Below are 24790 nucleotides of genomic sequence, written 5' to 3'. Positions count from 1 at the left end.
GGATTTGTCGGCCATGTCGCCTGAGCCCGCGGAGGGCATGCCAGCGACCGGCCCATCGGCGCATCATCGCCCTCGCCGCCCTGATGGGGCTTCCGTCTGGAAGGGGCCCTTTGCCATGCTATGTCGGGAAGAGGCGTATCGGTGGCAACCCGGGCACGGGAAGGCACGGAGGGCGACCGTCTGCCGATGTCGTCAGGATGCGCGAAATCTGAACTGGCGGTCGACATCGCGCCTCTTTTTGTTGATCCGGACCGGAATGGTCGCACCATCAGGAAAAGAGTTTTGGGCTTTGGCCGCAACCCCTGTATATGTTTTTCAGGGTTCAGCGCCATTCCGCGGAATGGTCGCGTACATCAACAGCCGCGCCCGGAACAGGGCCGGGCCGATCAGGGGTTCGTCGTCCTATGCGTCATGTCTTTCTGCTGATTGGCACCTGCCTGTGGGTGACGGTGGCGGCCGGTGCGGCGGGGGCGCAGGTTCTTTGCCGGCAGTCGGCAGGCGTCGATCCCGCCCATGCCGAGGCGCTGTGCAAGGCCCTGCGGGGGACCGACGCGCCGGATGGGCTGCAGCTGCGGGTGCTGGCGACGACGCCTGTGTCGGTGACCGCAATGGTGGTCCGGCCCGACGGACGCGCGCGTCGCCCCATGCGGCTGAATGTCAGCGACCGCGACCTGACCGATGCCGATTTCGCGGGCTTCGCGCGTGATCTGCTGCGATCCGGCCTTGCCGACTGACAGGCGCCGCTGTCCCGCCATGCGTCGTTGCGACGGGCCGTCCCCATTCCTGATTCAGAAAGCGGCAAATGCGGTTTTCCCCCGGGCGAACCATGCGCTGCGCGGGTTCGCAGGCGCGTTCAGCCGGATCATGGCCTGTGAAGCGTGGGCCATTGGCGAAAGCGAACAGTGCTGATGCAAGAATTGGGAAAACTCACTGGCGTCCTGTGCCGAACATTGCTGTCGCAAATGTCATGCGGATGCCCTAAACGACAAAATCCGCCAGAGGCGGATTGTCGTAGCTTTGTAATCTCAATTGAGATTTATGGCTCCGGCGGTAGGGATCGAACCTACGACCAATTGATTAACAGTCAACTGCTCTACCGCTGAGCTACGCCGGAACACGAGGCGGATATAGCAACGTGTTCCGGGGGCGTCCAGAGCCTTTTTCCACTTTTCGTCATGAAATCGAAAAAAAGCTGTTGGCGGTCAAATCTCCTTGGAAATCAATGGCGCCAAGCTGAGAGAGCGCGATCAGGTGGGACAGGACGTTGCGTTGGGCGGCGGGGAAAAGCGGTTCGGGAATGTCATAGAGGCGCCGTGCCAGGCCCGCCGCATTGTCTGGCGAGTGGCGCAGCGCGGCCATGATCTGGGCCGTCCGGTCGCGCCTGTGACGCGCCAGTTCGGCGAGACGGGGCAGGGGGTCTGCGATGGCGTCGCCATGCGCGGGCAGCAGGCGCACGGGGGCCAGATGCGTCAGCCGGTCCAGCGACCGGAAGTAATCGGCCAGATCCCCATCGGGGGGCGAGATCAGCGTCGAGGACCAGCCCATCACCAGATCGCCGCAAAAGATCGTGTCGCCCCATTCAAGGCACAGATGCCCCGCCGCGTGACCGGGGGTGTGCAGGGCGCGAAGGCTCCAATCCGGGGTCGTGACCTGCTGGCCGTCATGCAGGCGGATATCGGGGGTGAAATCCATGTCCAGCCCCTCGCCGCCATGGATCAGACCAGAGGCGGAGAGGCGACTGTTGATGGCCGACCGGCCTTCGGTCGCGGTGCCGAAGGCCAGGACCGGGGCGCCCGTCAGGCGCGACAGGCGGGGCGCGCCCTGGCTGTGGTCCAGATGCGCGTGGGTGACGAAGATATGGCTGATCCGGCCGCGTCCCACGTCGATGATGGCGCCAAGATGGGCATCGTCATCGGGGCCGGGGTCGATGACGGCGACATGATCCTGCCCGATCAGGAAGGTCGTCGTGCCCGGGCCCGTCAGGGGCGAGGGATTGGGCGCCAGGATGCGCAGCGGCTCTTTCGCGGGGGCATGCATGGGGATAGCCTTGCAGGGAAGAGGAAGGGGTGTCCATGTCAAACCATAACCAGGGGCCCATCGCCAGAACGCTGGTCCCGCGCGGGCTTTACGCACGGGCGGCGCTGATCCTGTTCCTGCCGATCGTGACGGTCACGCTGGTCGTGGGGGTCATGTTCCTGCAACGCCATTTCGAGGGCGTGACGCGGCAGATGACGTCCAGCATGGCGCATGAGCTGGATTTCGTCGCCCGCCGGATCGAGCTGGCCCGCGATGCCGAGGATGCCCGCGCCCAGGCCGAGGCCATTGCCGGACCGCTTGAACTGGATTTCCGCATGCCGGTCACGCCCGCGCCCCAGGATCGGCGGGTCTGGTACGATTTTTCCGGACGGGTCGTCACCGAGGTGCTGCGTGATACCGTTCCGCGCGTGGTGTCGATCGACCTGGCCAGCGACGAAAAACGCGTGGACGTGGCGCTGATGGGGCCGTTCGGGCCCTATGGCCTGGGCTTTGACCGGCGGCGGGTCAGTGCCTCGAACCCGCATCAGTTGTTGGTGCTGATGGTCTTCACCTCGCTGTTGATGAGCGGGATCGCCACGGTCTTTCTGCGCAACCAGCTGCGGCCCATTCGTCGCCTGGCCTTTGCCGCCGAGGAATACGGCAAGGGCCGCATGGTGCCCTATCGTCCCTCGGGCGCGGTCGAGGTGCGCAGCGCCGGCACGGCATTCCTGGACATGCGCAACCGGCTGGAACGCCAGAACGAACAGCGCAAGCTGATGATGTCGGGCATCAGCCACGACCTGCGCACGCCGTTGACCCGCCTGCGCCTTGGCCTGTCGATGATCGGGCCCGACATGCCCCCCGATACCGAGGATGTCACCGCCATGGAGGCCGACATCGCCGAGATGAACCGCATGGTCGACGGCTTTCTGGACTATGCGCGTGACGAGGCGCAGGACCGCCCCCCGGAAACCCTGGCCGCCAGTTCCTTTCTGGAAACCGTCGTGGCGGATGCACAGCGCGCCGGGCAGGCGGTGCAGCTGACGGGGTTCGGGGGCGATCCGGAGGGTCTGGCGACCTTCCGCCCCGACATGCTGCGCCGCGCGTTGGAGAACCTGATCGGCAATGCGGTGCGCTATGGCTCGCGCGCCGAAATGGACGCGGCGCTTGGGCCCCGCAGCCTGCGCATCGGCATCGAGGATGACGGGCCCGGCATCCCCGAAGACAGCCTGGAGGCCGCGATGCGCCCCTTCACCCGCCTTGATCCCGCCCGCAGGCGCAACAGCGCGCAGGGGGCCGGGTTGGGTCTGGCGATCGTCAACGACGTGGTGCGCGCGCATGGCGGGCAGCTGCGCCTGGGACGGGGGGACAGGCTGGGCGGATTGCGTGCCGAAATCGTGATCCCGCGCTGAGCCGGTTTGCCGCCAGGATAAGGCCAAAAATAGGTCGTATTCTTCGGGTCATATTGAACGGCGGGTGTGCTGGCCCTAGATTGACGCGATGCAGGGGCCGTGCGTCGCCATGACGGGGCCACGGCTTCGGGCAGAAAGGACAAGACATGACGGAATTCGCCAAAACTACCTACCCGGTGCTGCCCTTGCGGGATATCGTCGTATTCCCGCACATGATCGTGCCGCTGTTCGTCGGCCGGGAAAAATCGGTGCGCGCACTGGAAGCGGTGATGGAATCGGACAGCCCGATCCTGCTGGCCGCGCAGATCGACGCCTCGGTCGATGAACCGACCGAAGAGGGGATCTATCGCACCGGCGTGCTGGCCAACGTCCTGCAGCTGCTGAAATTGCCGGACGGGACCGTCAAGGTCCTGGTCGAAGGCCGCGAGCGCGTGCGCATCACCGATTTCGTCCCCAATGACGACCATTTCCAGGCCTCGGCCAGCCAGCTGGAGGAGACGCCCGGCGATGCCGACACCGTCACCGCGCTGGTCCGCACCGTGACCGAGGAGTTCGAGCGTTACGTCAAGGTGCGCAAGAACATCCCCGAAGAGGTCGTGACCGCGGTGTCCGAGGCCGAAGAGCCCGGCAAGCTGGCCGATCTGGTCGCGGGTCACATGGGAATCGAACTGGACCGCAAGCAGGACCTGCTAGACACGCTGGAAGTGTCCGAGCGGCTTGAGAAGGTCTATGGCCACATGCAGGGCGAGATGTCTGTCCTGCAGGTCGAGAAGAAGATCAAGTCGCGCGTCAAGACCCAGATGGAGAAGACGCAGCGAGAATACTATCTGAATGAGCAGATGAAGGCCATTCAGAAGGAGCTTGGCGACGGAGAGGACGGCCAGAACGAGCTGGACGAACTGGAAGCCAAGATCGCCAAGACCAAGTTCAGCAAGGAGGCCCGCGAAAAGGCCGATTCCGAGCTGAAGAAGCTGAAATCCATGTCGCCCATGTCGGCAGAGGCGACGGTCAGCCGCAACTATCTGGACTGGCTTCTGGCACTGCCATGGGGCGTGAAGTCGCGCACCAAGAAGGACCTGGGCAAGGCCGAGGCGGTTCTGGACGCGGACCACTATGGTCTGGACAAGGTCAAGGAACGCATCGTCGAATATCTGGCCGTGCAGGCCCGCAGCCAGAAGCTGAAGGGTCCGATCCTGACGCTGGTCGGTCCTCCGGGCGTGGGCAAGACCTCGCTGGGGCGCTCGATCGCCAAGGCGACGGGGCGTGAATTCATCCGCATTAGCCTGGGCGGCGTGCGCGACGAGTCCGAGATCCGCGGTCACCGCCGGACCTATATCGGGTCGATGCCGGGCAAGATCATCCAGGCGCTGAAGAAGGCCAAGACGACGAACCCGCTGATCCTGCTGGATGAGATCGACAAGATGGGCCAGGATTTCCGGGGCGACCCGGCATCCGCCATGCTGGAGGTGCTGGACCCGGAACAGAACTCGACTTTCGTGGACCACTATCTTGAGGTGGAATACGATCTGTCGAACGTGATGTTCGTGACCACGGCCAACAGCTATAACATGCCGGGTCCGCTTCTGGACCGGATGGAGATCATCAGCCTGTCGGGCTATACCGAGGATGAAAAGCTCGAGATCGCCAAGGGCCATCTGCTGTCCAAGCAGATCGCAGCCAACGGTCTGCGCAAGGGTGAGTTCAGCGTCACGGACGCGGCGCTGACCCACATGATCCGGTATTACACCCGCGAAGCCGGTGTCCGTTCGCTGGAGCGCGAGATCGCCAAGCTGGCCCGCAAGGCCGTGACCGAGATCATGAAGACCAAGGTCAAGTCGATCGAGGTCACGCCCGAAAAGGTCGAGGAATATCTGGGCGTCCGGCGCCACCGTTATGGTCTGGCCGAGAAAGAGGATCAGGTCGGTGTCGTCACCGGTCTTGCCTGGACTTCGGTCGGGGGCGACCTGTTGCAGATCGAGGCGCTTCGCCTGCCCGGCAAGGGTCGGATGAAGACCACGGGCAAGCTGGGCGACGTGATGAAGGAATCGATCGACGCGGCATCCAGCTTCGTACGCTCGGTTTCGCCCGAGATCGGGGTCAAGCCGCCGGAATTCGACAAGCGTGACATCCACGTCCACGTTCCCGAAGGCGCGACGCCCAAGGACGGGCCGTCGGCTGGCATCGCGATGGTGACGTCGGTCGTGTCGGTGATGACGGGCATTCCCGTCCGCAAGGATGTCGCCATGACCGGTGAGGTGACCCTGCGCGGCAACGTGCTGGCCATCGGCGGGCTGAAGGAGAAGCTGCTGGCAGCCCTTCGCGGCGGCATCACCACGGTGATGATCCCGCAGGACAATGAAAAGGATCTGATCGAGATCCCGGACAACGTCAAAGAGGGGCTGACCATCATCCCGGTCAGCAATGTCCGCGAGGTCCTGCGCCACGCCCTGGTGCGTCAGCCGGTCCCCGTCGAATGGGACGAGGCCGCGGAAGAAGCGGCCGAGGCTGCCCGCCTTGACGCCCGCCGGGGCGATGACGGCAAGGGCAGCGCTGTCGCCCACTAAGGGCCGGTGGTCGATCTTTGGCCGGGGGCGTTTCGCGTCCCCGGCCTTTTCATGTCTTGAAAAGATTGACGCAACGTCACAACGCGTTAGGCTGAACCTCGACTTTCATCGGTTGGGGGGCCAGACATGCCAGAGACCTCTGTCGAGCAGGCGGGTGAACCCCCTGCCATCATCCTGCAGGATCCACGCAATGCCGCCGTGGTGCAAAAGCGCGACTTCATAGACCGCGTCATTGCCGCCACCGGTGCCCGCAAGGCCGATGCCCGGCCCGTGATCGAGGCGACCCTGGCCGAACTGGGCCGCGTGCTTGCCGCCGGGCAGACCCTTGCCGTGCCACCCCTTGGGCGGGCCAGGATCAGTTGCGAAAAGGATGCGCGTGGCGGCGATGTCATCACCCTGCGCCTGCGCCGGCGTCCTGCCAAACCGAACTGATCGGGCCAGGCGCAGAAATGCGCCAAGACCTCTTGCATGCGGGAACGACTGGCGCTAGAAGCCAGCGCGACGGGTGATTAGCTCAGTGGTAGAGCGCTTCGTTCACATCGAAGATGTCAGGGGTTCAAATCCCTTATCACCCACCATTTCCCTTCTTGCGGATCTGAACGCGGCGCCTGCGCCACGATGTCCGCATCGCCTGCCACGCATGACCGGCGCCAGCAGAACAAGAGGTCCCGATGGAAACCCCGAACGACGCAGGCCAGACCCGGACACGCCGCGCCGCCCGCCTTTCGGTCGCCCCGATGATGGATTGGACGGACCGCAACTGTCGCCGTTTCCACCGGATGATGTCGCGCAATGCGTTGCTGTACACCGAAATGGTGACGGCCCCCGCCGTCATCCACGGCGATCGCGCGCGGTTGCTGGATTACGATGCCGCCGAACACCCCGTGGCGTTGCAGCTGGGCGGATCGGACCCGCAGGAGCTGCGTCAGGCCGCCCGCATCGCCGAGGATTGGGGCTATGACGAGATCAACCTGAATGTGGGCTGCCCCAGTGACCGCGTGCAGTCGGGTGCCTTTGGCGCGGTGCTGATGAAATCACCGGACCTTGTGGCCGAATGCGTGCAGGCCATGCAGGCCGAAACCGCGACCGAGGTGACGGTGAAATGCCGCATCGGCGTCGATGATCAGGTCGCCGCCGACATCCTGCCCGATTTCCTGAACCGCATGCGGCAGGCGGGCGTCCGACGCATCACGATCCACGCGCGCAAGGCCTGGCTGCAGGGCCTCAGCCCGCGCGAGAACCGCGAGATCCCGCCGCTGGACTATCCCCTGGTCCACGCGATGAAGGCGCAGTTCCCCGACCTGCATTTGTCGATCAACGGGGGCATCGCGGATGCGGATGCCATTCGCGAACAGTTGACGGTCATGGATGGGGTGATGGTGGGGCGCGCGGCCTATCACGAACCGTGGAAGGTCCTGGGGCAGGCGGATCGGCTGTGGGGCGGGGAACCGCCATTTGCCTCGCCGCTGGATGTCGCTGCCGAAATGCGCCCGATCATCGTCGATCACATCGCGCAGGGGGGTCGGCTGCATCAGTTCACGCGCCACATGCTGGGGCTGTTTCACGGCATGCCCGGCGCGCGCGCCTGGAAGCGGACCTTGTCCGAGGGCGCATCCAAGGGCGGGATCGAAGTCTATGACGCCGCCCTGATGCAGGTGGCCGAACCGGCCTGAACCCCAGGCTCAGGCCAAAAAGCGCCGCCTACAAGGGTCAGACGCCTTGTGCCGATGCCTTTTCCGCGGCCTTGGCCTTGTCCCACAGGCGGTCCATTTCAGTCAGGTCGCTGTCTTCGGGGCGACGGCCATCGGCGGCAAGGTCGGTTTCGATGCTGGCAAAACGGCGGGTGAACTTGGCGTTCGCGCGACGCAGCGCCAGTTCCGGGTCGATCTTCAGATGTCGCGCCAGATTGGCCATCACGAACATCAGGTCGCCGAATTCTTCCTCCAGCGCGTCCTGGCCAAGCGTGTCGCGGGCCTCGACCAGTTCGGCGGTTTCCTCGGTGATCTTGTCCAGAACGCCCCCTACGCCGGGCCAGTCGAAACCCACGCGGGCAGCGCGGTTCTGCAACTTGACCGCCCGCGTCAGGGCGGGAAGGCCAAGCGCCACGCCGTCCAGCGTGCCGCGTTCCGCCTTGCCCGCCCGTTCGACGGCCTTGATCGCCTCCCAGTCCTTGACCTGCTGTTCGGCAGATTTGTCGCGGCTTTCATCGCCGAAGACATGGGGGTGGCGGAAGATCAGCTTGTCGCTGATGGCGGCGGCGCAATCGGCGAAATCGAACATGCGGGCCTCGGAGGCCATCTGCGCGTGGAAGACCACCTGCAACAGCAGATCGCCCAGTTCCCCCGGCAATTCATCCCAGGCCTGACGCTGAATGGCGTCCTCGACCTCGTGGGCTTCCTCGATGGTATAGGGCGCGATCGAGGCGAAATTCTGTTCGATGTCCCAGGGACAGCCGGTCCTGGGGTCGCGCAGCGCCGCCATGATGCCCAGAAGGCGCTGGATTTCCGCCGCCGGATCGCGCGGTGCGGCATCGTCGGTCGGGTTCTGGTCGGCCATTGCAATTCCCCTTGGGACACGGAAGATGCCCCCTCGACTGCCACAGCCAAAGGCCCAAGTCCACATGCCCGTCCTGAACCGCATCGCCGATTTCGCCGACCAGATGACCGCATGGCGCCGCCACCTGCACCAGCATCCCGAACTGGGCTTCGACTGCCACCAGACGGCGGCCTTCGTCGCCGACCGCCTGCGCGATTTCGGGATCGACCAGATCCATGAATGCATCGGGCGGACGGGCATCGTCGCCATCATCGACGGTCAGGGCGATGGCCCCACCATCGGGCTGCGCGCCGACATGGACGCGCTGCCGCTGGACGAGGTGACAGGGGCGGAATGGGCCTCGACGGTGCCGGGGCGGATGCATGCCTGCGGACATGACGGCCATACCACCATGCTGCTGGGTGCGGCGAAATACCTGGCCGAGACGCGCAATTTCGCCGGCCGCGTCGCGCTGATCTTTCAGCCTGCCGAGGAAAACGGCGGCGGCGCGGATGTCATGGTGCGCGAAGACATCATGGGTCGGTTCGACATCGCGCGGGTCTTTGCCATGCACAACAATCCCGGCCAGCCGGTCGGCAGCCTGTGGACCACGCCCGGCCCCATCATGGCCGCCGTCGACACCTTCGAGATCCACGTCCAGGGTCGCGGCGGTCATGGTGCCATGCCGCATCTGACGACCGATCCCATCGTCGCGGCGGTGGGCATCGTCGGCGCCATCCAGACGATCAGCAGCCGCAACCATGACACGGCCGAGGATCTGGCGATTTCCGTCACCCAGATCCATTCCGGCAGCGCCGACAACATCGTGCCCGACACGGCCTATATCTGCGGCACGGTCCGGACCTTTGCCCCCCATGTGCGTCAGATGGTCCGCGACCGGATGACGCGGATCTGCGAGGGGCAGGGGGCCAGCTATGAGGTCAAGGTCGCGTTGGATTACCAGGAGGGCTATCCGGCGACCGTCAACGATCCCGACCAGACCGCCTTCGCCGCCGCCACCGCGCGCGAGATCGTGGGCGCCGCCAATGTCGCCGATGACAAGGGCCGCGAGATGGGAGCCGAGGATTTCAGCTATATGCTGAACGAACGCCCCGGCTGCTATCTGTTCCTGGGGCAGGGCGAAGGGCCGGGGCTGCACAATCCCGGTTATGATTTCAACGACGAGATCGCCCCCATCGGCGCCAGCTTCCTTGCGCGGCTGGTCGAGCGCGCCCAACCCCGCGGGGCCTGAGACGCGTTCACGCAGCCGTTTGCCGCCCGGCCCCGCGCAGGGCGGGCGCTTTCTTGCCAAGCGTCGGTCGCGCCGCTAGGTTGCGCGCCAATCAAGCCACGGTTTGCGGGCTTTTCCGCGGCCCCGTTTCTCGAAAGGACCATGAATGTTCGTGACCCCAGCTTATGCCCAGGCCGCCGGTGGCGCAGGCGGCGGTGCAGCCTTTGCACAGTTCATCCCGCTGATCCTGATCTTCCTGATCATGTATTTCCTGATGATCCGCCCCCAGCAGAAGCGTGCCAAGCAGCACCGCGAGATGGTCTCGAACGTCAAGAAGGGCGATACCGTCATCACCCAGGGCGGCATCCTGGCCAAGGTCGCCTCGGTCCGCGACGACGAGCTGGAAGTCGAGATTGCCCAGGGCGTGCGCATCCGCGTCGTGCGCAGCACCATCGCGCAGGTCGTCAACAAGACCGAACCTGTCGCCGCCAACAACTGAAAGGCGTAAGCCAAAATGCTGCAGATTGACCGCTGGAAGCGCGTCCTGATCATCGGGATCTGCCTTCTCGGGCTGCTCTTCGCGTTGCCCAATGCCTTCTACAAGCGGGTCGAGGCGCATAACGACGCCGTGGCCCAGATCGAGGCCACCGGCGTCGAGACGCCCGAACTGATCGCGGCCCGCGACGCCTGGCCGTCCTGGCTGCCAAGCAACCTGGTCAATCTGGGCCTGGACCTGCGCGGAGGCGCCCATCTGCTGGGCGAAGTGCAGGTCGAGCAGGTTTACAAAAGCCGTATGGACGCCATCTGGCCGGAACTGCGCCGGGCCATGGCCGCCGAACGCGACACCATCGGCGCCATCCGCCGCGTGCAGTCCCCCGACGGTCAGCTGGCCGTCGAGATCGGCAATGCCGACCAGATGGCCCGCGCCGTGGAAATCGCCCGCGGGTTTTCCGACCCGGTCACGACCCTGACCGGCGCGGGCCAGCAATCGCTGGCCATCAGCGCCCAGGGGTCCCGGCTGACCATCCAGCTGTCGGATGCCGAAAAATCCGTCACCGATGACCGCACCATCCAGCAATCGCTGGAGATCGTGCGCCGCCGCGTGGACGAGGTCGGCACCCGTGAACCCACCATCATGCGCCAGGGCGAGGATCGCATCCTGATCCAGGTTCCCGGCATCGGCTCGGCCGCCGAGCTGAAGGAGCTGATCGGCACGACCGCCCAGCTGACCTTCAACCCGGTCGTCGGCACCACCGGCGACGGCGAATCCGATCCCGGCAGCGGCCAGTTCACCGCGCCTTCGGTCGATCAGGAAGGGGTCTTCTATATCCTCGAGGACACGCCCGTCGTCACCGGCGAGGATCTGGTCGACGCCATGACCGCCAGCGATGAAAACGGCCTGCCTTCGGTCAATTTCCGCTTCAACCCGTCGGGTGCGCGCGCCTTCGGGGCCTATACCTCGGCCAATATCGGCCAGCCCTTCGCGATCGTCCTGGACAATGAGGTCATCTCGGCCCCGGTCATCCGTTCGGCCATCACCACCGGTTCGGGCCAGATCTCGGGCTCGATGGGCTTCGAGGAGGCGAACCGCCTGGCCGTCCTGCTGCGCGCCGGTGCGCTGCCTGCGGAGATGACCTTCCTGGAGGAACGCACCGTCGGTCCCGAACTGGGACAGGACAGCATCGATGCGGGCAAGATCGCGGCAGGCGTGGGCTTTACGGCCGTCGTCGCGCTGATGATCCTGTCCTATGGCCGCTTCGGCGTCTTCGCCACCGTGGCCCTGGGCTTCAACATGCTGCTGCTGTTCGCGGTGCTGTCGGTGATCGGCGCGACGCTGACCTTGCCGGGCATCGCCGGGATCGTGCTGACCATCGGCATGGCGGTCGATGCCAACGTGCTGGTCTTTGAACGCATCCGCGAGGAACTGAAGACCGCGCGCGGCCCCGCCCGCGCCATCGAGACGGGCTATGAAAAGGCGATGTCGGCCATCGTGGACGCCAACATCACCACCCTGATCGTGGCCGCCATCCTGTTCGTGCTGGGCTCGGGCCCGGTCAAGGGGTTCGCGGTGACGCTGACCATCGGGATCGTGACTTCGGTCTTTACCGCGCTGTTCGTGACACGCCTGATTACCGTCATGTGGTTCGAGCGTGCGCGCCCCAAGCAGATCGAGGTGTGATATGGCCTTTCGTTTGAAACTTGTCCCCGACGACACCAAGATCGACTTCTTCCGCCTGCAGAAGGCGACCTTCGGGCTGTCGGCGCTGCTGATGGTGCTGTCGGTCGTGGTCCTTCTGGTGAATGGCCTGAACTTCGGCATCGATTTCCGGGGCGGGACGACCATCCGCACGGAATCCTCGCAGCCGGTCGATATCGGCGCCTATCGCGATGCGCTGCAGCCCCTGGATCTGGGGGATGTGGCCATCACGCAGGTCTTCGACCCCAGTTTCCGCGACGATCAGCATGTCGCGCAGGTGCGCATCAGCGCGCAGGACGGCGTCGAGGCCGTCACCCCCGAGTTGATCACCGCCGTCGAGGGGGCGCTGCAGACGGTCGATCCCTCGATCAGCTTCCCGTCGGTGGAATCGGTCGGACCCAAGGTCTCGGGCGAATTGATCCAGACCGCCATCTATTCGGTTCTGGCGGCCTTGGCGGCGATTTCGGTCTATATCTGGCTGCGGTTCGAATGGCAGTTCGCCGTGGGCGCGATCGTGTCGCTGTTCCATGACGTGCTTCTGACCATGGGGCTGTTCGCGGCCTTCCAGATCCGCTTCGACCTGACCACCATCGCGGCGCTGCTGACCATCGTCGGCTATTCGATCAACGACACGGTCGTGGTCTTTGACCGGCTTCGCGAGAACCTGATGAAGTTCAAGCAGAAGCCCCTGCGCGACCTGATGAACCTGTCGGTGAACGAGACGCTGTCGCGGACCATCATGACCTCGGGGACGACGCTGGTGGCGCTGATCGCGCTGCTGGTGCTGGGTGGCGACGTGATCCGGGGCTTTGTCTTCGCGATCACCTTCGGTATCTTCGTGGGGACCTATTCGTCGATCTATGTGGCGAAGAACTTCGTTCTGTGGCTGGGCGTCCGGCGGGACTGGGGCAAGCCCGATCCCAAGGACCCGAACGCCAAGCCGCGCAAACCCGTGTCGCCCTTCGAGGGCGCCGAGGAGGGCTGATGATCCTGAACCCCACCGATTTCGAAGGCGCGAATGCCGTGGACAGCTATGGCCCCGGCTTCTTCCGGGTGGCGGGCAAGGTGCACCAGGGGGCCATCGTCGTGGAAAGCGACCGCGTGGCATCCTGGGGCGGCCTGTCGGATCTGGCCGCGCTGACGGAATTGGCGGGGCGGATCGACGTCCTGTTCCTGGGCATGGGCGACCAGATCGCCTATGCCCCCCGCGACATCGTCGCCGCGATGGAGGCCGCCGGCATCCGCGTCGAGGCGATGAATTCGCCCACTGCGGCGCGCACCTATAACGTGACCCTGTCGGAAGGTCGCCGCGTCGCCTGCGCCCTTCTGCCCCTGTGAGCCTGCTGACGGTCCATGACCTGACCGTCGCGCGCGGCGGGCTGCGGGCCGTCGAGGGCGTCGGCTTTTTCCTGAACCCCGGACAGGCGCTGATCCTGAAAGGCCCGAACGGCATCGGCAAGACCACCTTGCTGCGCACCGTTGCGGGCCTGCAGCGCCCCGTGACGGGACAGGTCAGCATCGCCGACGATGCCGTCGCCTATGCCGCCCATTCCGACGGGTTGAAGCCGTCGCTGACCGCCCGCGAAAATCTTGGCTTCTGGGCGCGTGTCTTTGGTGGTGGCGGCATCGACGCCGCGCTGGCCGCCATGGATCTGATGGCCTTGGCGGACCGGCCCGCAGGCGCGCTGTCGGCGGGGCAAAAGCGGCGTCTGGGGCTGGCGCGCCTGATCGTCAGCGGTCGGCCGCTTTGGGTGCTGGACGAACCGACGGTGTCGCTGGATGCGGCATCGGTCGCGCGTTTCGCGCAGGTGGTCGGCACGCATCTGACGGCGGGCGGGGCGGCGCTGATGGCCACCCATATCGACCTTGGCCTGCCCGACGCGCAGATGCTGGACCTGACGCCCTTTCGTGCCCGTCCCGGCCCCGTCGCCCGCCCGTCCGGCTTCAACGAGGCTTTCGCATGATCGCGCTCTTGCAGCGCGATCTGCGCCTTGCCACGCGGGCAGGGGGCGGCTTCGGCCTGGGCGTCGCGTTCTTCCTGATCCTCTCGGCGCTGGTGCCCTTTGGGATCGGTCCCGACCGGGCGGCGCTGGCGCCGGTCGCGCCGGGCATCCTGTGGGTGGGGGCGCTTCTGGCCTGCCTGCTGTCGCTGGACCGCATCTTTGCGCTGGACCACGAAGACGGCAGCCTGGATCTGCTGGCCACCGCCCCGATGCCGCTGGAAGGCGCCGTCGCGGTCAAGGCGCTGGCCCATTGGATCACCACCGGCCTGCCGCTGATCCTGGCGGCCCCGGTCTTTGCCATCCTGCTGCAATTGCCCGTCCGGGCCATGCCGATGCTGATCCTGTCGCTGCTGATCGGCACGCCCGCGCTGTCGATGCTGGGCGCGTTCGGCGCGGCGGTCACCGTCGGGCTGCGGCGCGGCGGCTTGCTGCTGTCGCTTCTGGTGCTGCCGCTTTATATCCCCACCCTGATCTTCGGGGCCGAGATCACCCGCAGGGGGGCGGAAAACCTGGCCGTCACCACGCCCCTTGTGTTCCTGGGCGCTGTGACGCTGATGGTGCTGGCGCTGATCCCCTTCGCCGCGGCGGCGGCCTTGCGGGTCAATCTGCGGTGAACCCGTCCCAAAGGGCTTGAGCGGCCCGCCACAGGACAGATAAGGAAGAGCCATGTCGATCTGGGAATATGCAAATCCGGCCAAGTTCATGCGCACCACCGACAGGGTCCTGCCCTGGCTGGTGGTCGGTGCCGCGATCTGCGTGACAGGCGGCCTTGTCTGGGGCTTTCTGACGCCCGACGATTACCGCCAGGGATCGACGGTCAAGATCGTCTTCCTGCATGTGCCCGCCGCGCTGATGGCCATCAACATCTGGGTGATGATGCTGGTCGCCTCGCTGATCTGGATCATCCGCCGCCACCATGTCAGCGCGCTGGCCGCCAAGGCCGCGGCGCCCATCGGCGCGGTGATGACCCTGATCGCGCTGATCACCGGCGCGATCTGGGGCCAGCCGATGTGGGGGACGTGGTGGGAATGGGACCCGCGGCTGACATCCTTCCTGATCCTGTTCCTGTTCTATGTCGGCTATATCGCGCTCTGGTCCGCGATCGAGGATCCTGACAGCGCCGCCGACCTGACCGGCGTCGTCTGCTTGGTGGGGTCGGTCTTTGCCCTTCTGTCACGCTATGCGGTGCTGTTCTGGAACCAGGGCCTGCACCAGGGCGCGTCCCTGTCGGTTCAGTCCGGCGAAAGGATGAGCGCGGTCTATCGCCACCCCCTCTATCTGTCGATGATCGGCTTCGCGCTTTTGTTCCTGGCGCTGGTCGTGATCCGCACCCGTACCGAAATCCGCAAGCGGCGTCTGGCCGCATTGCAAGCCCAAGAGGCCCGTGCATGATCGATCTTGGACGATACGCAGGCACCGTCCTGGCCGCCTATGGCGTGTCGTTGCTGCTGTTGGCCGGTCTGGTCTGGCACAGCGTCGCCGCCAATGCCCGCGCCCGCCGCAACCTGGAAAAGCACAAGACCGATGCCTAGGATTTCCCCCCTGATGCTGCTGCCCCCGGCGATCTTCGTGGCTTTGGCCGCGACCTTCCTGTGGGGGATGAACCGCGAAGATCCCGGCAACCTGCCCTCGACCATGATCGGCCGGCAGGCCCCCGCCATTCCCCAGACGACCCTGCCGGGCAAACAGCAGCTGACCGATGCCATGCTGCGCGAACCGGGCGTCAAGCTGGTCAATTTCTGGGCCAGCTGGTGCCCACCCTGCCGCGCCGAACACCCGACCCTGACCGAATTGTCGGCCCGCCTGCCGGTCTATGGCGTCGACCTGAAGGACCCCGAGGGCGCGGCGCTGTCTTTCCTGAACGACGACGGCGATCCCTTTGCGGCCATCGCGACCGATCCCCGCGGGCGCACAGCCATCGACTGGGGCGTCACCGCCCCGCCCGAGACCTTCATCATCGATGGCGAGGGTAACATCCTCTATCGCCACGCCGGCCCCCTGATCCGCGAGGATTACACCAACCGGTTTCTGCCCCAGCTTGAAAAGGCCCTAGCCGCACAAGACTAGGTTGCGCCCCTGCGTCAACTTGACCACACTGACCTGATCAAGCCGATATCAGGGAGAAGTGCGATGACGCGAACAGGTCTGGCCCTTGCATTGCTGCTGGGCAGTGCATCCTTGGCGGGGGCCCAGCAGGCCACCGATGCGATTTCCCCCGAAGCCGCATCCGCCACCGACATCACGACCGAAGGGTTCGGCGATCTGGATCAGCCTGCCCGCGACGGCCTGGCCGCCAAATCCGAAGGACGCCCGGTCACATCGCAGAACTGGATGGTCACCGCCGCCCACCCGCTGGCCGTCCAGGCCGGCGCCCGCGTGCTGCAGGCCGGGGGCAGCGCCGCCGATGCCATGGTCGCCGTGCAATCCGTCCTGGGGCTGGTCGAACCGCAAAGCTCGGGCCTTGGGGGCGGTGCCTTCCTAGTCTGGTATGACGCCGAAAGCGGTGAACTGACCACGCTGGACGGCCGCGAAACCGCACCCATGGATGTGACGCCGACCCTGTTCCAGGATGAGAACGGCGAACCTGTGGAATTCATGGATGCCGTCATCGGCGGGCGTTCCGTCGGCACGCCCGGCACGCCGCGTCTTCTGGAAACCGCCCATCGCAAATGGGGCAAGTCGAACTGGTCCACCCTGTTCCAAGACGCGATCACTCTGGCGGATCAAGGCTTTACCGTGTCGCCCCGTCTGGCCGAACTGGTCGCGGGCGAAGGCGATGACTTGGCCCGCTATCCCGCGACCAAGGATTATTTCTTTCCCGACGGCCAACCCATCGCCCAGGGCAGCACGCTGAAGAACCCGGCCTATGCCGACACCCTGCGCGCCATCGCCAAGGACGGCGCCGATGCCTTCTATCAGGGGCCGATCGCCGAACAGATCACCGCGGCCGTGCGGGGGGCGACCGACAACCCGGGCCATCTGACGGCATCCGACCTGGAACATTACCAGGTCATCGAACGCCCCGCCGTCTGCGCCGAATATCGCGACCATGACGTCTGCGGCATGGGGCCGCCATCGTCAGGGGGGCTGACCCTGGGGCAGATCCTGGGCATGCTGGACAATCACGACCTCTCCGCGGGACCCGAGGATGCCGACAACTGGCGCATGATCGGCGATGCGTCGCGGCTGGCCTTCGCGGATCGCGGCCGCTACATGGCCGACAGCGATTTCGTGCCCATGCCCACCGAAGGGCTGATCGACCCGGAATACCTGGCCAAGCGGGCCGAATTGCTGGCCGGCGATGACAGCCTGCCCGAGGTTTCACCCGGCAGCCCCGGTTGGTCGCATGCGATGCTGTGGGGACAGGACAGCGCGCTGGAACTGCCCTCGACCTCGCATATCTCGATCGTCGATGCGGATGGCAATGCCCTGTCGATGACCACCACGATCGAGAACGGCTTCGGGTCACGCCTGATGGCGGGCGGCTTCCTTCTGAACAACGAGTTGACGGATTTCAGCTTCGAAACCCATGACGAGGCCGGCTATCCCATCGCCAATGCCATCGCACCGGGCAAAAGGCCGCGTTCGTCCATGGCACCGACCATCGTGATGAAGGATGACGCACCCGTCATGGTCATCGGATCGCCGGGCGGCAGCCGCATCATCGGCTATGTCGCCAAGGCGATCATCGCGCATCTGGATTGGGGCATGGACATCCAACAGGCCGTGGCGACGCCCAACATCCTGAACCGCTTCGGCACGATGGACGTGGAGGCCGGCCTGCCTGCCGCCCTGACCGAAGGCCTGACCGCGATGGGGTTCGAATTGTCCGAAACGGACCTGACTTCGGGCCTGCAGGGCATCGTCCTGTCGCCTGACGGGCTGGAGGGTGGCGTCGATCCTCGGCGCGAAGGGGTTGCGATCGGCGGCTGACAGGGGGCAACGCCCGCTCCGACAGGCCCGCTACGAAGCTGTCCGGCTTCTTCTTTGTCCAAATACCCATTGGACGACCGCGCAGCAAAAAGCCCCCGACCGATGGCCGGGGGCTTTCGCATTCTTCACGTGGCGCGATCAGGACGCGGCAAGGTCGCGCAGCACATAATGCAGCACGCCGCCGTTCTTCAGATAGTCGATCTCGACCTCCGTATCGACGCGGGCCTTCAACTGGATCGTCTTCTGGGTGCCGTCCTTGTAGGTGATGGTGCAGGGCACCAGCGACAGCGGCTTGAAGTCGCCCGACAACCCGTCGATCGTGATGGTCTCGTCACCGGTCAGCTTCAGCGAATGGCGGGTGTCGCCTTCGGTGAACTCGAACGGGATGACGCCCATGCCGACCAGGTTCGAACGGTGGATACGTTCGAAGCTTTCGGCGATGACCGCCTTGACGCCCAAGAGGTTGGTGCCCTTGGCCGCCCAGTCACGCGACGAACCCGCACCGTATTCGATGCCGCCGATCACGACCAGGGGCGTGCCCTGTTCGACATAGGACATGGCGGCGTCATAGATCGCGGCCTCGTTGCCATTGGCATCCTTCGAGAAACCACCCTCGACGCCGTCCAGCATCTCGTTCTTGATACGGATGTTGGCAAAGGTGCCGCGCATCATGATCTCGTGGTTGCCGCGACGCGAGCCATAGCTGTTGAAGTCGCGGACCGGAACCTGACGCTCGGTCAGGTACTGGCCGGCGGGCGTCGTCGGCTTGAAGGAACCGGCCGGGCTGATGTGGTCGGTCGTGATCATGTCGCCCAGCAGCGCCAGGATGCGGGCACCCTTTACGTCGCTGATCGTGCCCGGTTCCTGGGACATGCCCTGGAAATAGGGCGGGTTCTGAATGTAGGTCGAGTTCGCCGGCCAGTCATAGGTCTCGCTGTCGGTGACCTCGACGCCCTGCCAGCGTTCGTCGCCCTTGAAGACGTCGGCGTATTTCGCCTGGAACATCTCGCGGGTGACGACGCTGTCGACCAGGTCCGACACTTCCTTCGAGGTCGGCCAGACGTCCTTCAGATACACGTCCTGCCCATCCTTGCCCTTGCCCAGAGGTTGGGTGGTCAGGTCGATGTTCATGTCGCCGGCCAGCGCATAGGCCACGACCAGCGGGGGCGATGCCAGATAGTTGGCACGGACATCGGGGCTGATGCGGCCCTCGAAGTTGCGGTTGCCCGACAGGACCGAGACGGCGACCAGGTCGTTGTCGTTGACCGATTTCGAGATCTCGGGCTGCAGCGGCCCCGAGTTGCCGATGCAGGTGGTGCAGCCGTAGCCGACCAGGTCGAAACCGATGGCGTCCAGGTCTTCCTGCAGACCGGCCGATTCCAGATATTCCGACACGACCTGCGAACCGGGTGCCAGCGAGGTCTTGACCCAGGGCTTGCGGGTCAGGCCCAGTTCGCGCGCCTTGCGGGCGACCAGACCGGCGGCCATCATCACATAGGGGTTCGAGGTGTTCGTGCACGACGTGATCGAGGCGATCACGATCGAGCCGTCGCGCAGGGTGTAATCCTCGCCCTCGACGCTGCCGGATTTCAGGTGGCCGTGGCTGTCGCCCGGGATATCGTTCGGCGCGGGTTGGCCGCCTTCTTCCGCCCAGTCACCCTTTTCTTCGGCGGGAACCGAAGGAGCGTTGCGCAGGCCCTTGATATAATCGCTGAAGGCGGTCGCGGATTCGGTCAGGGCGACGTGGTCCTGCGGACGCTTCGGCCCCGAAATGGCCGGAACGACGGTCGACTGGTCCAGCTTCAGCGTCGAGGAATAGACCGGCGCGTAATCGGCGGTGCGCCAGAAGCCGTTCTCCTTGGCATAGGCTTCGACCAGGGCGATGCGGTCCTCGTCGCGGCCGGTCTGACGCAGATAGCGCAGGGTCTCGTCGTCGATGGGGAAGAAGCCGCAGGTGGCGCCGTATTCGGGGGCCATGTTGGCAATCGTCGCGCGATCGGCCAGCGGCATGTTGTCCAGGCCTTCGCCATAGAATTCGACGAACTTGCCGACGACGCCATGCTTGCGCAGCATCTGGACGACGCGCAGCACCAGGTCGGTGGCGGTCACGCCCTCGGCCAGGGCACCGGTGACCTCGAAGCCCACGACCTCGGGGATCAGCATCGAGATCGGCTGGCCCAGCATCGCGGCCTCGGCTTCGATGCCGCCCACGCCCCAGCCCAGCACGGCCAGGCCGTTGACCATGGTGGTATGGCTGTCGGTGCCGACCAGCGTGTCGGGATAGGCAACCTGCTTGCCGTCCTGATCCGTATCGGTCCAGACGGTCTGCGCCAGGTATTCCAGGTTCACCTGGTGGCAAATGCCGGTTCCGGGGGGAACCACGCGGAAGTTGTTGAAGGCTTTCTGGCCCCATTTCAGGAACGTATAACGCTCCATGTTGCGCTCGTATTCCAGCTCGACATTGCGCTGGAAGGCGCGGGGGGTGCCGAATTCGTCGATCATGACCGAATGGTCGATGACTAGGTCGACCGGGTTCAGCGGGTTGATCTTCTGGGCGTCGCCGCCCAGGGCCTTGATGCCGTCGCGCATGGCGGCCAGATCGACCACGGCGGGAACGCCGGTGAAGTCCTGCATCAGCACGCGGGCAGGGCGATAGGCGATCTCGCGCGGGTTCTTGCCGCCAAGGGTCGCCCATTCGGCAAAGGCCTTGATGTCGTCGACCGACACGGTGTGGCCGCCATCCTCGAAGCGGAGCATGTTTTCCAGCACGACCTTCAGCGCGGCCGGCAGTTTCGAGAAATCGCCAAGGCCGGCCTCGGTGGCGGCGGCGATCGAGTAATAGTCGACCTTGCTGTCGCCGACCGCAAGCGTGCGGCGGGTCTTGGCGGTATCGGTTCCGGTGGTGATCGGCATCAGGGCCTCCCTGTCTGGAAGTATGGATGGGTCTGGCATGCGTATCCCTGCTTTGCCCCATCGGGGATCGTATCGCAAGGGCGCTGTCGCAAGATTGTATGCAATCGCATACCATACCCGGCGCTGTTGCTCAAGGGGCACGCCGTGGAAAGCTGCGCCCCGCTGACGAAGCCTTGATTTGGCCTTTGCGGGTCGGGGTCGCTATCACTGTTGCCAAGATGAAGATCAAGGAACTGCAGATGTTGTCTGTGTCGGGCTGGTGCCGGACCGAAAACCGCCACTGGCTGGCGGGTGTCTTCGTGGCTGCTGTCCTGTCGGGGGGCGGGCCTGCCGTCGCGCAGCCGATCATCCTGGCGCCCGACGATCCCGGCCGCATCGTCCCGTCGCTGTCCGAGGCGTTGGAAAGCGGGGGGTTCAGCAATTTCTCGGCGTCGGACGTCGCGCCTCCGACCGCGGACCTGCCGGATGCCACGCAGCCGGTGGTGGTCGAGCTGTTCACCTCTCAGGGCTGTTCGTCCTGTCCGCCGGCCGATGCGATGCTGTCGCGGCTGGCGCGGCAGAACGACGTCCTGCCGCTGTCCTATCATGTCGATTACTGGGATTATCTTGGCTGGGCCGACAGCTTTGCCCGGCCCGAATTCACCGAACGGCAGGAAGCCTATGCCAGGGCCGCGGGTGAAAGGTCGGTCTATACGCCGCAGATGATCGTGGGCGGCAGCGAAACCGCCGTGGCACCGGGTCCCACACAGCTGATGGGCCTGATCGACGGTCGCCGCTTTGCCGCCACCACCGTCAGCGTCATGCGCGAACCGACCGACACCGGCGAGACGATCGAGCTGTCCCCCCTGTCCGACCTGGGCGACCAGATCGACATCGTCCTGGTCCGCTATGCCCCCCAACGCCAGGTCGACCTGACCGAGGGAGAGAACCGCGGGCGCAGCATCACCTATACCAACGTGGTGCTGGGGATGCAGCAGCTGACGACCTGGGACGGCACGACGACGCTGCGGCTGAACGTGCATCCCGAACAGTTCAGCGACGAACGCTTCGGCCCCGATACCCGCCATGTGGTGCTGGTCCAGCAGATGATCGGCAAGCATCGCCTGCCGGGAAGCATCCTGACCGCGATCCGCCTGGACTGAGTGTGCGTGCGGATCGGGGCGGCAAGGCCCTTGCGGCGGATTGCGGCGCGGGCGACAAGATCGCCAAATGGAACGGGTCATGCGCAGGATGACCAAGGAAACAAGCGGATAGCCCGATGACGAACAACAAAGCCTGGATCAAGCCCGTGCTGGAATTTGGTCCCCTGATCCTGTTTTTCGGGGTCTTCATGCTGTACCGGGGCCGCGAGGTGACGCTGTGGGGTGAAACCTACAGCGGTTTCATCGTGGCCACGCTGGCCTTCATCCCCGCGATGATCCTGTCGACGCTGATCCAGTGGCGCATCACCGGCAAGCTGGCACCGATGCAGGTGGCGACGCTGGTCCTTGTCATCGTTTTCGGGGGCATGTCGGTCTGGCTGAACGATCCGGCCTTCTTCAAGTTCAAGCCGACGCTGATCTATCTGCTGTTCGCGGCGATCCTTGGGACGGGGCTGGTGCTGCGGCGCAACTGGCTGGGTGCCGTCATGTCCGAGGCCCTGCCCATGGACGAGGCCGGATGGCGCAAGCTGACCTTCCGCATGGCGCTGTTCTTCCTGGCGCTGGCCCTGGCCAATGAGCTGATCTGGCGCAACATGTCGGAAACCACCTGGGTCTATTTCAAGACCTTCGGCCTGCCGGTGCTGATCTTCGTCTTCCTGCTGGGCAATGCGCGGCTTTATCGCGATCACGCCTTGCCTGAAAAGGACGTCTAGGCCCGCATCGCACCCAAGGCCGCCGGTGCCGCCAGCAGGCGCGACCAGCGCGGATGCGGGCGCACCGGCAGGTGGTGGCGCAGCAGCCCAAGCGGCAGCGCCCAGGGGTGGCACAGCGCCGCACGATAGAAATCGAACAGCCCGCCCCGCAGATAGGGCGTCCAATGCGACAGGCGGCGGGCGCCCCGTTCGGTGGGAAAGCCCAGATCGGCCAGCGCGTCCAGCGTCGCGCCATCGTCGATCTGCAGGTCGACCCAGTTGGTCCTGCTCCGCTCCAGCCCGAAGCCCAGGGCACGGCGCCGGCCACGCGCCAGCAATTGTTCCAGGACGAAATCGAACGGATCATTTTCGCGGGCGGTGACATTGATGATTTCGGCCTGTCGCCCCGCCGGATGCGACAGGGCGGCGTCGGCGGTGTCGCGGAATTCGGCCGCGTTCAGCAGGATGACGCGGCCCACGCTGCCTGCATCCGACCCCTGCAGGCTTTGCAGCGCCACCCGCCCGCCAAGCGAATGTCCGATCAGCCCCACCGACCGCCCCGACAGCTGCGCAAGCTGGGACAGGATGTCGGCCAGAGCCTGGCCTGCCGCCCCGGCGCGGTCATAGGCGGCGCGCAGGGTGCCGCGCGCCTCCCACCCGAAACCGATGGCCAACCCGTGATCGGGGCTGCCATTCAGTCCCAGGGCACAGGGCCAGGACGTCGTGTGGCGCAGGGGCACGGGGGACAGGATATGGCGATGCGGATCGTGGGCGGGATGGGCGGGGGAATAGCGATAGCCGTGCAGCATGACCAGGATCGGTGCGCCATCGGGCAGGGCGCGTGCCGCCCGTTGCAGGTCCGGTGTCATTCCCTGTTCGGCATTCAGCTGGATCACCGCCATCCCGACCTCCGATGCTGCCCTGACAGGGACAGTTTCTGGGCCAAGGGTGCGACAAAGGCGTGAACAAGGCGTTAAACCTGCGTGACGCCCGTTGCGTCAGAACAACGGCATCTGCGGGTCCGCAGGAGAGGGCTGATCGCCGTCATGGTTCAGGCCGACGCCCTGCTGGTGGATGGTCATCTCGTCGGCGGGATAGGGTTCCAGCAGCTGAAAGGCCTCGTCCTCGGACCCCAGCAGCCATTGGTCATAGGCGCCGGGATGCAGTATGACGGGCATGCGGTCGGGGTGGATCGGTGCCACCAGCGCATTCGGCCGGGTGGTGATCATCGAACTGGTCAGCAGCGCCCGCCGTTCATCGCCGTAGCGGCCGTCATAATCCTGCCAGATCCCCGCCAGCGCAAAGGGTGTGCGGTCCTGGGGGCCGGTCACGCCGAACCACACATGGGTGGCAGGGTTGCGTCCTGTCATCTCGCAGAAGCTGCTGGCGGGGATCAGGCAACGCCTGTGACGGAATGCACCGCGCCAGAAGGGCGACACGCGCAGCTTGTCGTCGCGGGCATTGTTGACGGCCTTGGGCTGGATCGGCCTGCCGGTGCGGGTCGAGGTTTGCGGCAGCACAAAGCCCCAATGGCTGTAATCCAGCCGCCGCGCGCCTTGCGCGTCCAGCCGGACGATGGCCGCATCGCCCTTGGGAAAGATTGCCGCTTGCGGGGCCGCATTGCCCAGATGGTCGTTTTCCGGCGCGACCGAAAAGACCCGGCGCATCGCCTCGACCGCCGTCGTGTTCGAGAAAAGGTTGCACATCGCGCCAGCCTAGCACCGCCGCCGCGGGCCGGAAATCGCCTTAGGGCGGGGTATCGCGTTTTCTGCATTGAATTTTCCCTGCCTCAGCCTCTATGGTGGGGCCATGTGCAATGCGGCCTCAACCAGGGGTTGCCAGGCACCGACAGTTTCGCAGCGGGGCACCTCTGGATCCGATCAAGACGACGGAACAGCCATGTACCCCGCGGAAAACCCGCCCTCCGGTCGCGCCAACCGCGCACGGGGGTGATGAACACAGTGGCCCGGTCGGCCTGACAAGCACCGGGTCTTTCGAAGGAACAGACGCGATGACGCGCGCTTTGGACGGCAGATTTCAGGATGGGCGGGCCGCTGGCCGCGCCGGTCCGAACGCCGTCGCCGAAGACGCCCCCGTGTCCTCATCACACCGCAGCCGCATTCCGGGGATGCCACTGGCACCGCCCGTCAGG

General features: G+C 65.4%; 23 protein-coding genes and 2 tRNA genes. 19 read left to right on the top strand and 6 right to left on the bottom strand.

Annotation, left to right across the window (positions count from 1 at the left end):
* Positions 1-404 precede the first annotated feature (404 nt).
* Positions 405-734, top strand: a complete 330-nt coding sequence (locus IE00_RS10365) for a hypothetical protein (protein ID WP_072297038.1) — start codon at positions 405-407, stop codon at positions 732-734.
* A 305-nt stretch (positions 735-1039) separates the two neighbouring features.
* Here IE00_RS10365 and IE00_RS10360 read toward each other — a convergent pair.
* Together IE00_RS10360 and IE00_RS10355 are read right to left on the bottom strand one after the other, a co-directional pair.
* Positions 1040-1114, bottom strand: a tRNA-Asn gene (locus IE00_RS10360).
* A gap of 59 nt (positions 1115-1173) precedes the next feature.
* Complete coding sequence (locus IE00_RS10355) at positions 1174-2037, bottom strand: MBL fold metallo-hydrolase (protein WP_072297037.1); 864 nt, start codon at positions 2035-2037, stop codon at positions 1174-1176.
* 35 nt (positions 2038-2072) lie between these two features.
* Between IE00_RS10355 and IE00_RS10350 the strand changes: the two genes are divergently transcribed.
* From IE00_RS10350 to dusA, 5 genes are all read left to right on the top strand, one after another.
* On the top strand, positions 2073-3428 hold the full coding sequence (locus IE00_RS10350; RefSeq protein ID WP_072297036.1) for an ATP-binding protein: 1356 nt from the start codon (positions 2073-2075) through the stop codon (positions 3426-3428).
* Between the two features lie 146 nt (positions 3429-3574).
* Positions 3575-5992 (top strand): endopeptidase La, encoded by a 2418-nt coding sequence (gene lon / locus IE00_RS10345; protein ID WP_072297035.1) that lies wholly within the window; start codon positions 3575-3577, stop codon positions 5990-5992.
* 126 nt (positions 5993-6118) lie between these two features.
* Complete coding sequence (locus IE00_RS10340; RefSeq protein ID WP_072297034.1) at positions 6119-6424, top strand: hypothetical protein; 306 nt, start codon at positions 6119-6121, stop codon at positions 6422-6424.
* A gap of 71 nt (positions 6425-6495) precedes the next feature.
* Positions 6496-6570: transfer RNA gene (locus IE00_RS10335), tRNA-Val, on the top strand.
* 93 nt (positions 6571-6663) lie between these two features.
* Positions 6664-7665, top strand: coding sequence for a tRNA dihydrouridine(20/20a) synthase DusA (gene dusA / locus IE00_RS10330; protein ID WP_072297033.1), 1002 nt, complete (start codon positions 6664-6666; stop codon positions 7663-7665).
* Positions 7666-7702: 37 nt separating this feature from the next.
* Here the strand turns inward: dusA and mazG are convergent, their stop codons facing one another.
* The gene (mazG, locus tag IE00_RS10325; RefSeq protein ID WP_072297032.1) at positions 7703-8548 is read right to left on the bottom strand and encodes a nucleoside triphosphate pyrophosphohydrolase; all 846 of its coding nucleotides are present in this window, start codon (positions 8546-8548) and stop codon (positions 7703-7705) included.
* Between the two features lie 64 nt (positions 8549-8612).
* Between mazG and IE00_RS10320 the strand changes: the two genes are divergently transcribed.
* The 11 genes from IE00_RS10320 (at position 8613) to ggt (ending at position 17891) form a co-directional block, all read left to right on the top strand.
* Positions 8613-9779, top strand: coding sequence for a M20 aminoacylase family protein (locus IE00_RS10320; protein ID WP_072297031.1), 1167 nt, complete (start codon positions 8613-8615; stop codon positions 9777-9779).
* 145 nt (positions 9780-9924) lie between these two features.
* Positions 9925-10257: a preprotein translocase subunit YajC gene (yajC, locus tag IE00_RS10315; RefSeq protein WP_072297030.1), complete on the top strand. Its 333-nt coding sequence runs from the start codon at positions 9925-9927 to the stop codon at positions 10255-10257.
* A 15-nt stretch (positions 10258-10272) separates the two neighbouring features.
* A complete protein-coding gene (gene secD, locus IE00_RS10310) occupies positions 10273-11937 on the top strand; it encodes a protein translocase subunit SecD (protein WP_072297029.1) in 1665 nt (554 codons plus the stop codon).
* Position 11938: 1 nt separating this feature from the next.
* Positions 11939-12940 (top strand): protein translocase subunit SecF, encoded by a 1002-nt coding sequence (gene secF, locus IE00_RS10305; protein ID WP_072297028.1) that lies wholly within the window; start codon positions 11939-11941, stop codon positions 12938-12940.
* A complete protein-coding gene (locus IE00_RS10300) occupies positions 12940-13293 on the top strand; it encodes an Mth938-like domain-containing protein (protein ID WP_072297027.1) in 354 nt (117 codons plus the stop codon). Before secF ends, IE00_RS10300 begins: the two co-directional genes overlap by 1 nt.
* Positions 13290-13919, top strand: coding sequence for a heme ABC exporter ATP-binding protein CcmA (gene ccmA, locus IE00_RS10295; protein WP_072297026.1), 630 nt, complete (start codon positions 13290-13292; stop codon positions 13917-13919). The genes IE00_RS10300 and ccmA overlap by 4 nt, the downstream gene beginning before the upstream one ends.
* Positions 13916-14572: a heme exporter protein CcmB gene (ccmB, locus tag IE00_RS10290; protein ID WP_072297025.1), complete on the top strand. Its 657-nt coding sequence runs from the start codon at positions 13916-13918 to the stop codon at positions 14570-14572. The genes ccmA and ccmB overlap by 4 nt, the downstream gene beginning before the upstream one ends.
* 52 nt (positions 14573-14624) lie before the next feature.
* Positions 14625-15350 (top strand): heme ABC transporter permease, encoded by a 726-nt coding sequence (locus tag IE00_RS10285; RefSeq protein ID WP_072297024.1) that lies wholly within the window; start codon positions 14625-14627, stop codon positions 15348-15350.
* Positions 15347-15490, top strand: a complete 144-nt coding sequence (gene ccmD, locus IE00_RS10280; protein ID WP_072297023.1) for a heme exporter protein CcmD — start codon at positions 15347-15349, stop codon at positions 15488-15490. Before IE00_RS10285 ends, ccmD begins: the two co-directional genes overlap by 4 nt.
* On the top strand, positions 15483-16025 hold the full coding sequence (locus IE00_RS10275; protein ID WP_240493849.1) for a DsbE family thiol:disulfide interchange protein: 543 nt from the start codon (positions 15483-15485) through the stop codon (positions 16023-16025). The genes ccmD and IE00_RS10275 overlap by 8 nt, the downstream gene beginning before the upstream one ends.
* Before the next feature lie 63 nt (positions 16026-16088).
* Positions 16089-17891, top strand: coding sequence for a gamma-glutamyltransferase (ggt, locus tag IE00_RS10270; protein WP_072297021.1), 1803 nt, complete (start codon positions 16089-16091; stop codon positions 17889-17891).
* A 138-nt stretch (positions 17892-18029) separates the two neighbouring features.
* Here ggt and acnA read toward each other — a convergent pair whose 3' ends face one another.
* Complete coding sequence (acnA, locus tag IE00_RS10265; RefSeq protein WP_072297020.1) at positions 18030-20804, bottom strand: aconitate hydratase AcnA; 2775 nt, start codon at positions 20802-20804, stop codon at positions 18030-18032.
* Positions 20805-21043: 239 nt separating this feature from the next.
* Here acnA and IE00_RS10260 point away from each other — a divergent pair, with 239 nt between their 5' ends.
* Entirely contained in the window at positions 21044-21946 is a 903-nt protein-coding gene (locus tag IE00_RS10260) for a thioredoxin family protein (RefSeq protein ID WP_139291392.1), read from the top strand.
* Positions 21947-22062: 116 nt separating this feature from the next.
* Positions 22063-22659, top strand: a complete 597-nt coding sequence (locus tag IE00_RS10255) for an inner membrane-spanning protein YciB (protein WP_072297018.1) — start codon at positions 22063-22065, stop codon at positions 22657-22659.
* Here IE00_RS10255 and IE00_RS10250 read toward each other — a convergent pair.
* Positions 22656-23540: a DUF726 domain-containing protein gene (locus tag IE00_RS10250; RefSeq protein WP_072297017.1), complete on the bottom strand. Its 885-nt coding sequence runs from the start codon at positions 23538-23540 to the stop codon at positions 22656-22658. The genes IE00_RS10255 and IE00_RS10250 overlap by 4 nt on opposite strands.
* 96 nt (positions 23541-23636) lie before the next feature.
* On the bottom strand, positions 23637-24344 hold the full coding sequence (locus IE00_RS10245; RefSeq protein WP_072297016.1) for an SOS response-associated peptidase: 708 nt from the start codon (positions 24342-24344) through the stop codon (positions 23637-23639).
* Between the last annotated feature and the right edge of the window lie 446 nt (positions 24345-24790).

The sequence above is a fragment of the Paracoccus sp. SM22M-07 genome (assembly GCF_001887735.1).
In the GTDB taxonomy this organism is placed as follows: domain Bacteria; phylum Pseudomonadota; class Alphaproteobacteria; order Rhodobacterales; family Rhodobacteraceae; genus Paracoccus.
Note: the sequence above shows the minus strand (reverse complement) of the source record. Positions and strands in the feature narration are given on the sequence as shown.

Bases quoted from the DNA above. Each gene is read 5' to 3' on its own strand.
- IE00_RS10355 (WP_072297037.1), bottom strand. From the start codon at position 2,037: ATGCATGCCCCCGCGAAAGAGCCGCTGCGCATCCTGGCGCCCAATCCC.
- IE00_RS10300 (WP_072297027.1), top strand. From the start codon at position 12,940: ATGATCCTGAACCCCACCGATTTCGAAGGCGCGAATGCCGTGGACAGC.
- IE00_RS10245 (WP_072297016.1), bottom strand. From the start codon at position 24,344: ATGTGCAACCTTTTCTCGAACACGACGGCGGTCGAGGCGATGCGCCGG.
- secD (WP_072297029.1), top strand. From the start codon at position 10,273: ATGCTGCAGATTGACCGCTGGAAGCGCGTCCTGATCATCGGGATCTGC.
- IE00_RS10260 (WP_139291392.1), top strand. From the start codon at position 21,044: ATGTTGTCTGTGTCGGGCTGGTGCCGGACCGAAAACCGCCACTGGCTG.
- mazG (WP_072297032.1), bottom strand. From the start codon at position 8,548: ATGGCCGACCAGAACCCGACCGACGATGCCGCACCGCGCGATCCGGCG.
- IE00_RS10365 (WP_072297038.1), top strand. From the start codon at position 405: ATGCGTCATGTCTTTCTGCTGATTGGCACCTGCCTGTGGGTGACGGTG.
- IE00_RS10340 (WP_072297034.1), top strand. From the start codon at position 6,119: ATGCCAGAGACCTCTGTCGAGCAGGCGGGTGAACCCCCTGCCATCATC.
- IE00_RS10275 (WP_240493849.1), top strand. From the start codon at position 15,483: ATGCCTAGGATTTCCCCCCTGATGCTGCTGCCCCCGGCGATCTTCGTG.
- IE00_RS10320 (WP_072297031.1), top strand. From the start codon at position 8,613: ATGCCCGTCCTGAACCGCATCGCCGATTTCGCCGACCAGATGACCGCA.
- lon (WP_072297035.1), top strand. From the start codon at position 3,575: ATGACGGAATTCGCCAAAACTACCTACCCGGTGCTGCCCTTGCGGGAT.
- acnA (WP_072297020.1), bottom strand. From the start codon at position 20,804: ATGCCGATCACCACCGGAACCGATACCGCCAAGACCCGCCGCACGCTT.
- ccmB (WP_072297025.1), top strand. From the start codon at position 13,916: ATGATCGCGCTCTTGCAGCGCGATCTGCGCCTTGCCACGCGGGCAGGG.
- ccmD (WP_072297023.1), top strand. From the start codon at position 15,347: ATGATCGATCTTGGACGATACGCAGGCACCGTCCTGGCCGCCTATGGC.
- IE00_RS10255 (WP_072297018.1), top strand. From the start codon at position 22,063: ATGACGAACAACAAAGCCTGGATCAAGCCCGTGCTGGAATTTGGTCCC.
- IE00_RS10350 (WP_072297036.1), top strand. From the start codon at position 2,073: ATGTCAAACCATAACCAGGGGCCCATCGCCAGAACGCTGGTCCCGCGC.
- dusA (WP_072297033.1), top strand. From the start codon at position 6,664: ATGGAAACCCCGAACGACGCAGGCCAGACCCGGACACGCCGCGCCGCC.
- IE00_RS10285 (WP_072297024.1), top strand. From the start codon at position 14,625: ATGTCGATCTGGGAATATGCAAATCCGGCCAAGTTCATGCGCACCACC.
- ggt (WP_072297021.1), top strand. From the start codon at position 16,089: ATGACGCGAACAGGTCTGGCCCTTGCATTGCTGCTGGGCAGTGCATCC.
- secF (WP_072297028.1), top strand. From the start codon at position 11,939: ATGGCCTTTCGTTTGAAACTTGTCCCCGACGACACCAAGATCGACTTC.
- yajC (WP_072297030.1), top strand. From the start codon at position 9,925: ATGTTCGTGACCCCAGCTTATGCCCAGGCCGCCGGTGGCGCAGGCGGC.
- IE00_RS10250 (WP_072297017.1), bottom strand. From the start codon at position 23,540: ATGGCGGTGATCCAGCTGAATGCCGAACAGGGAATGACACCGGACCTG.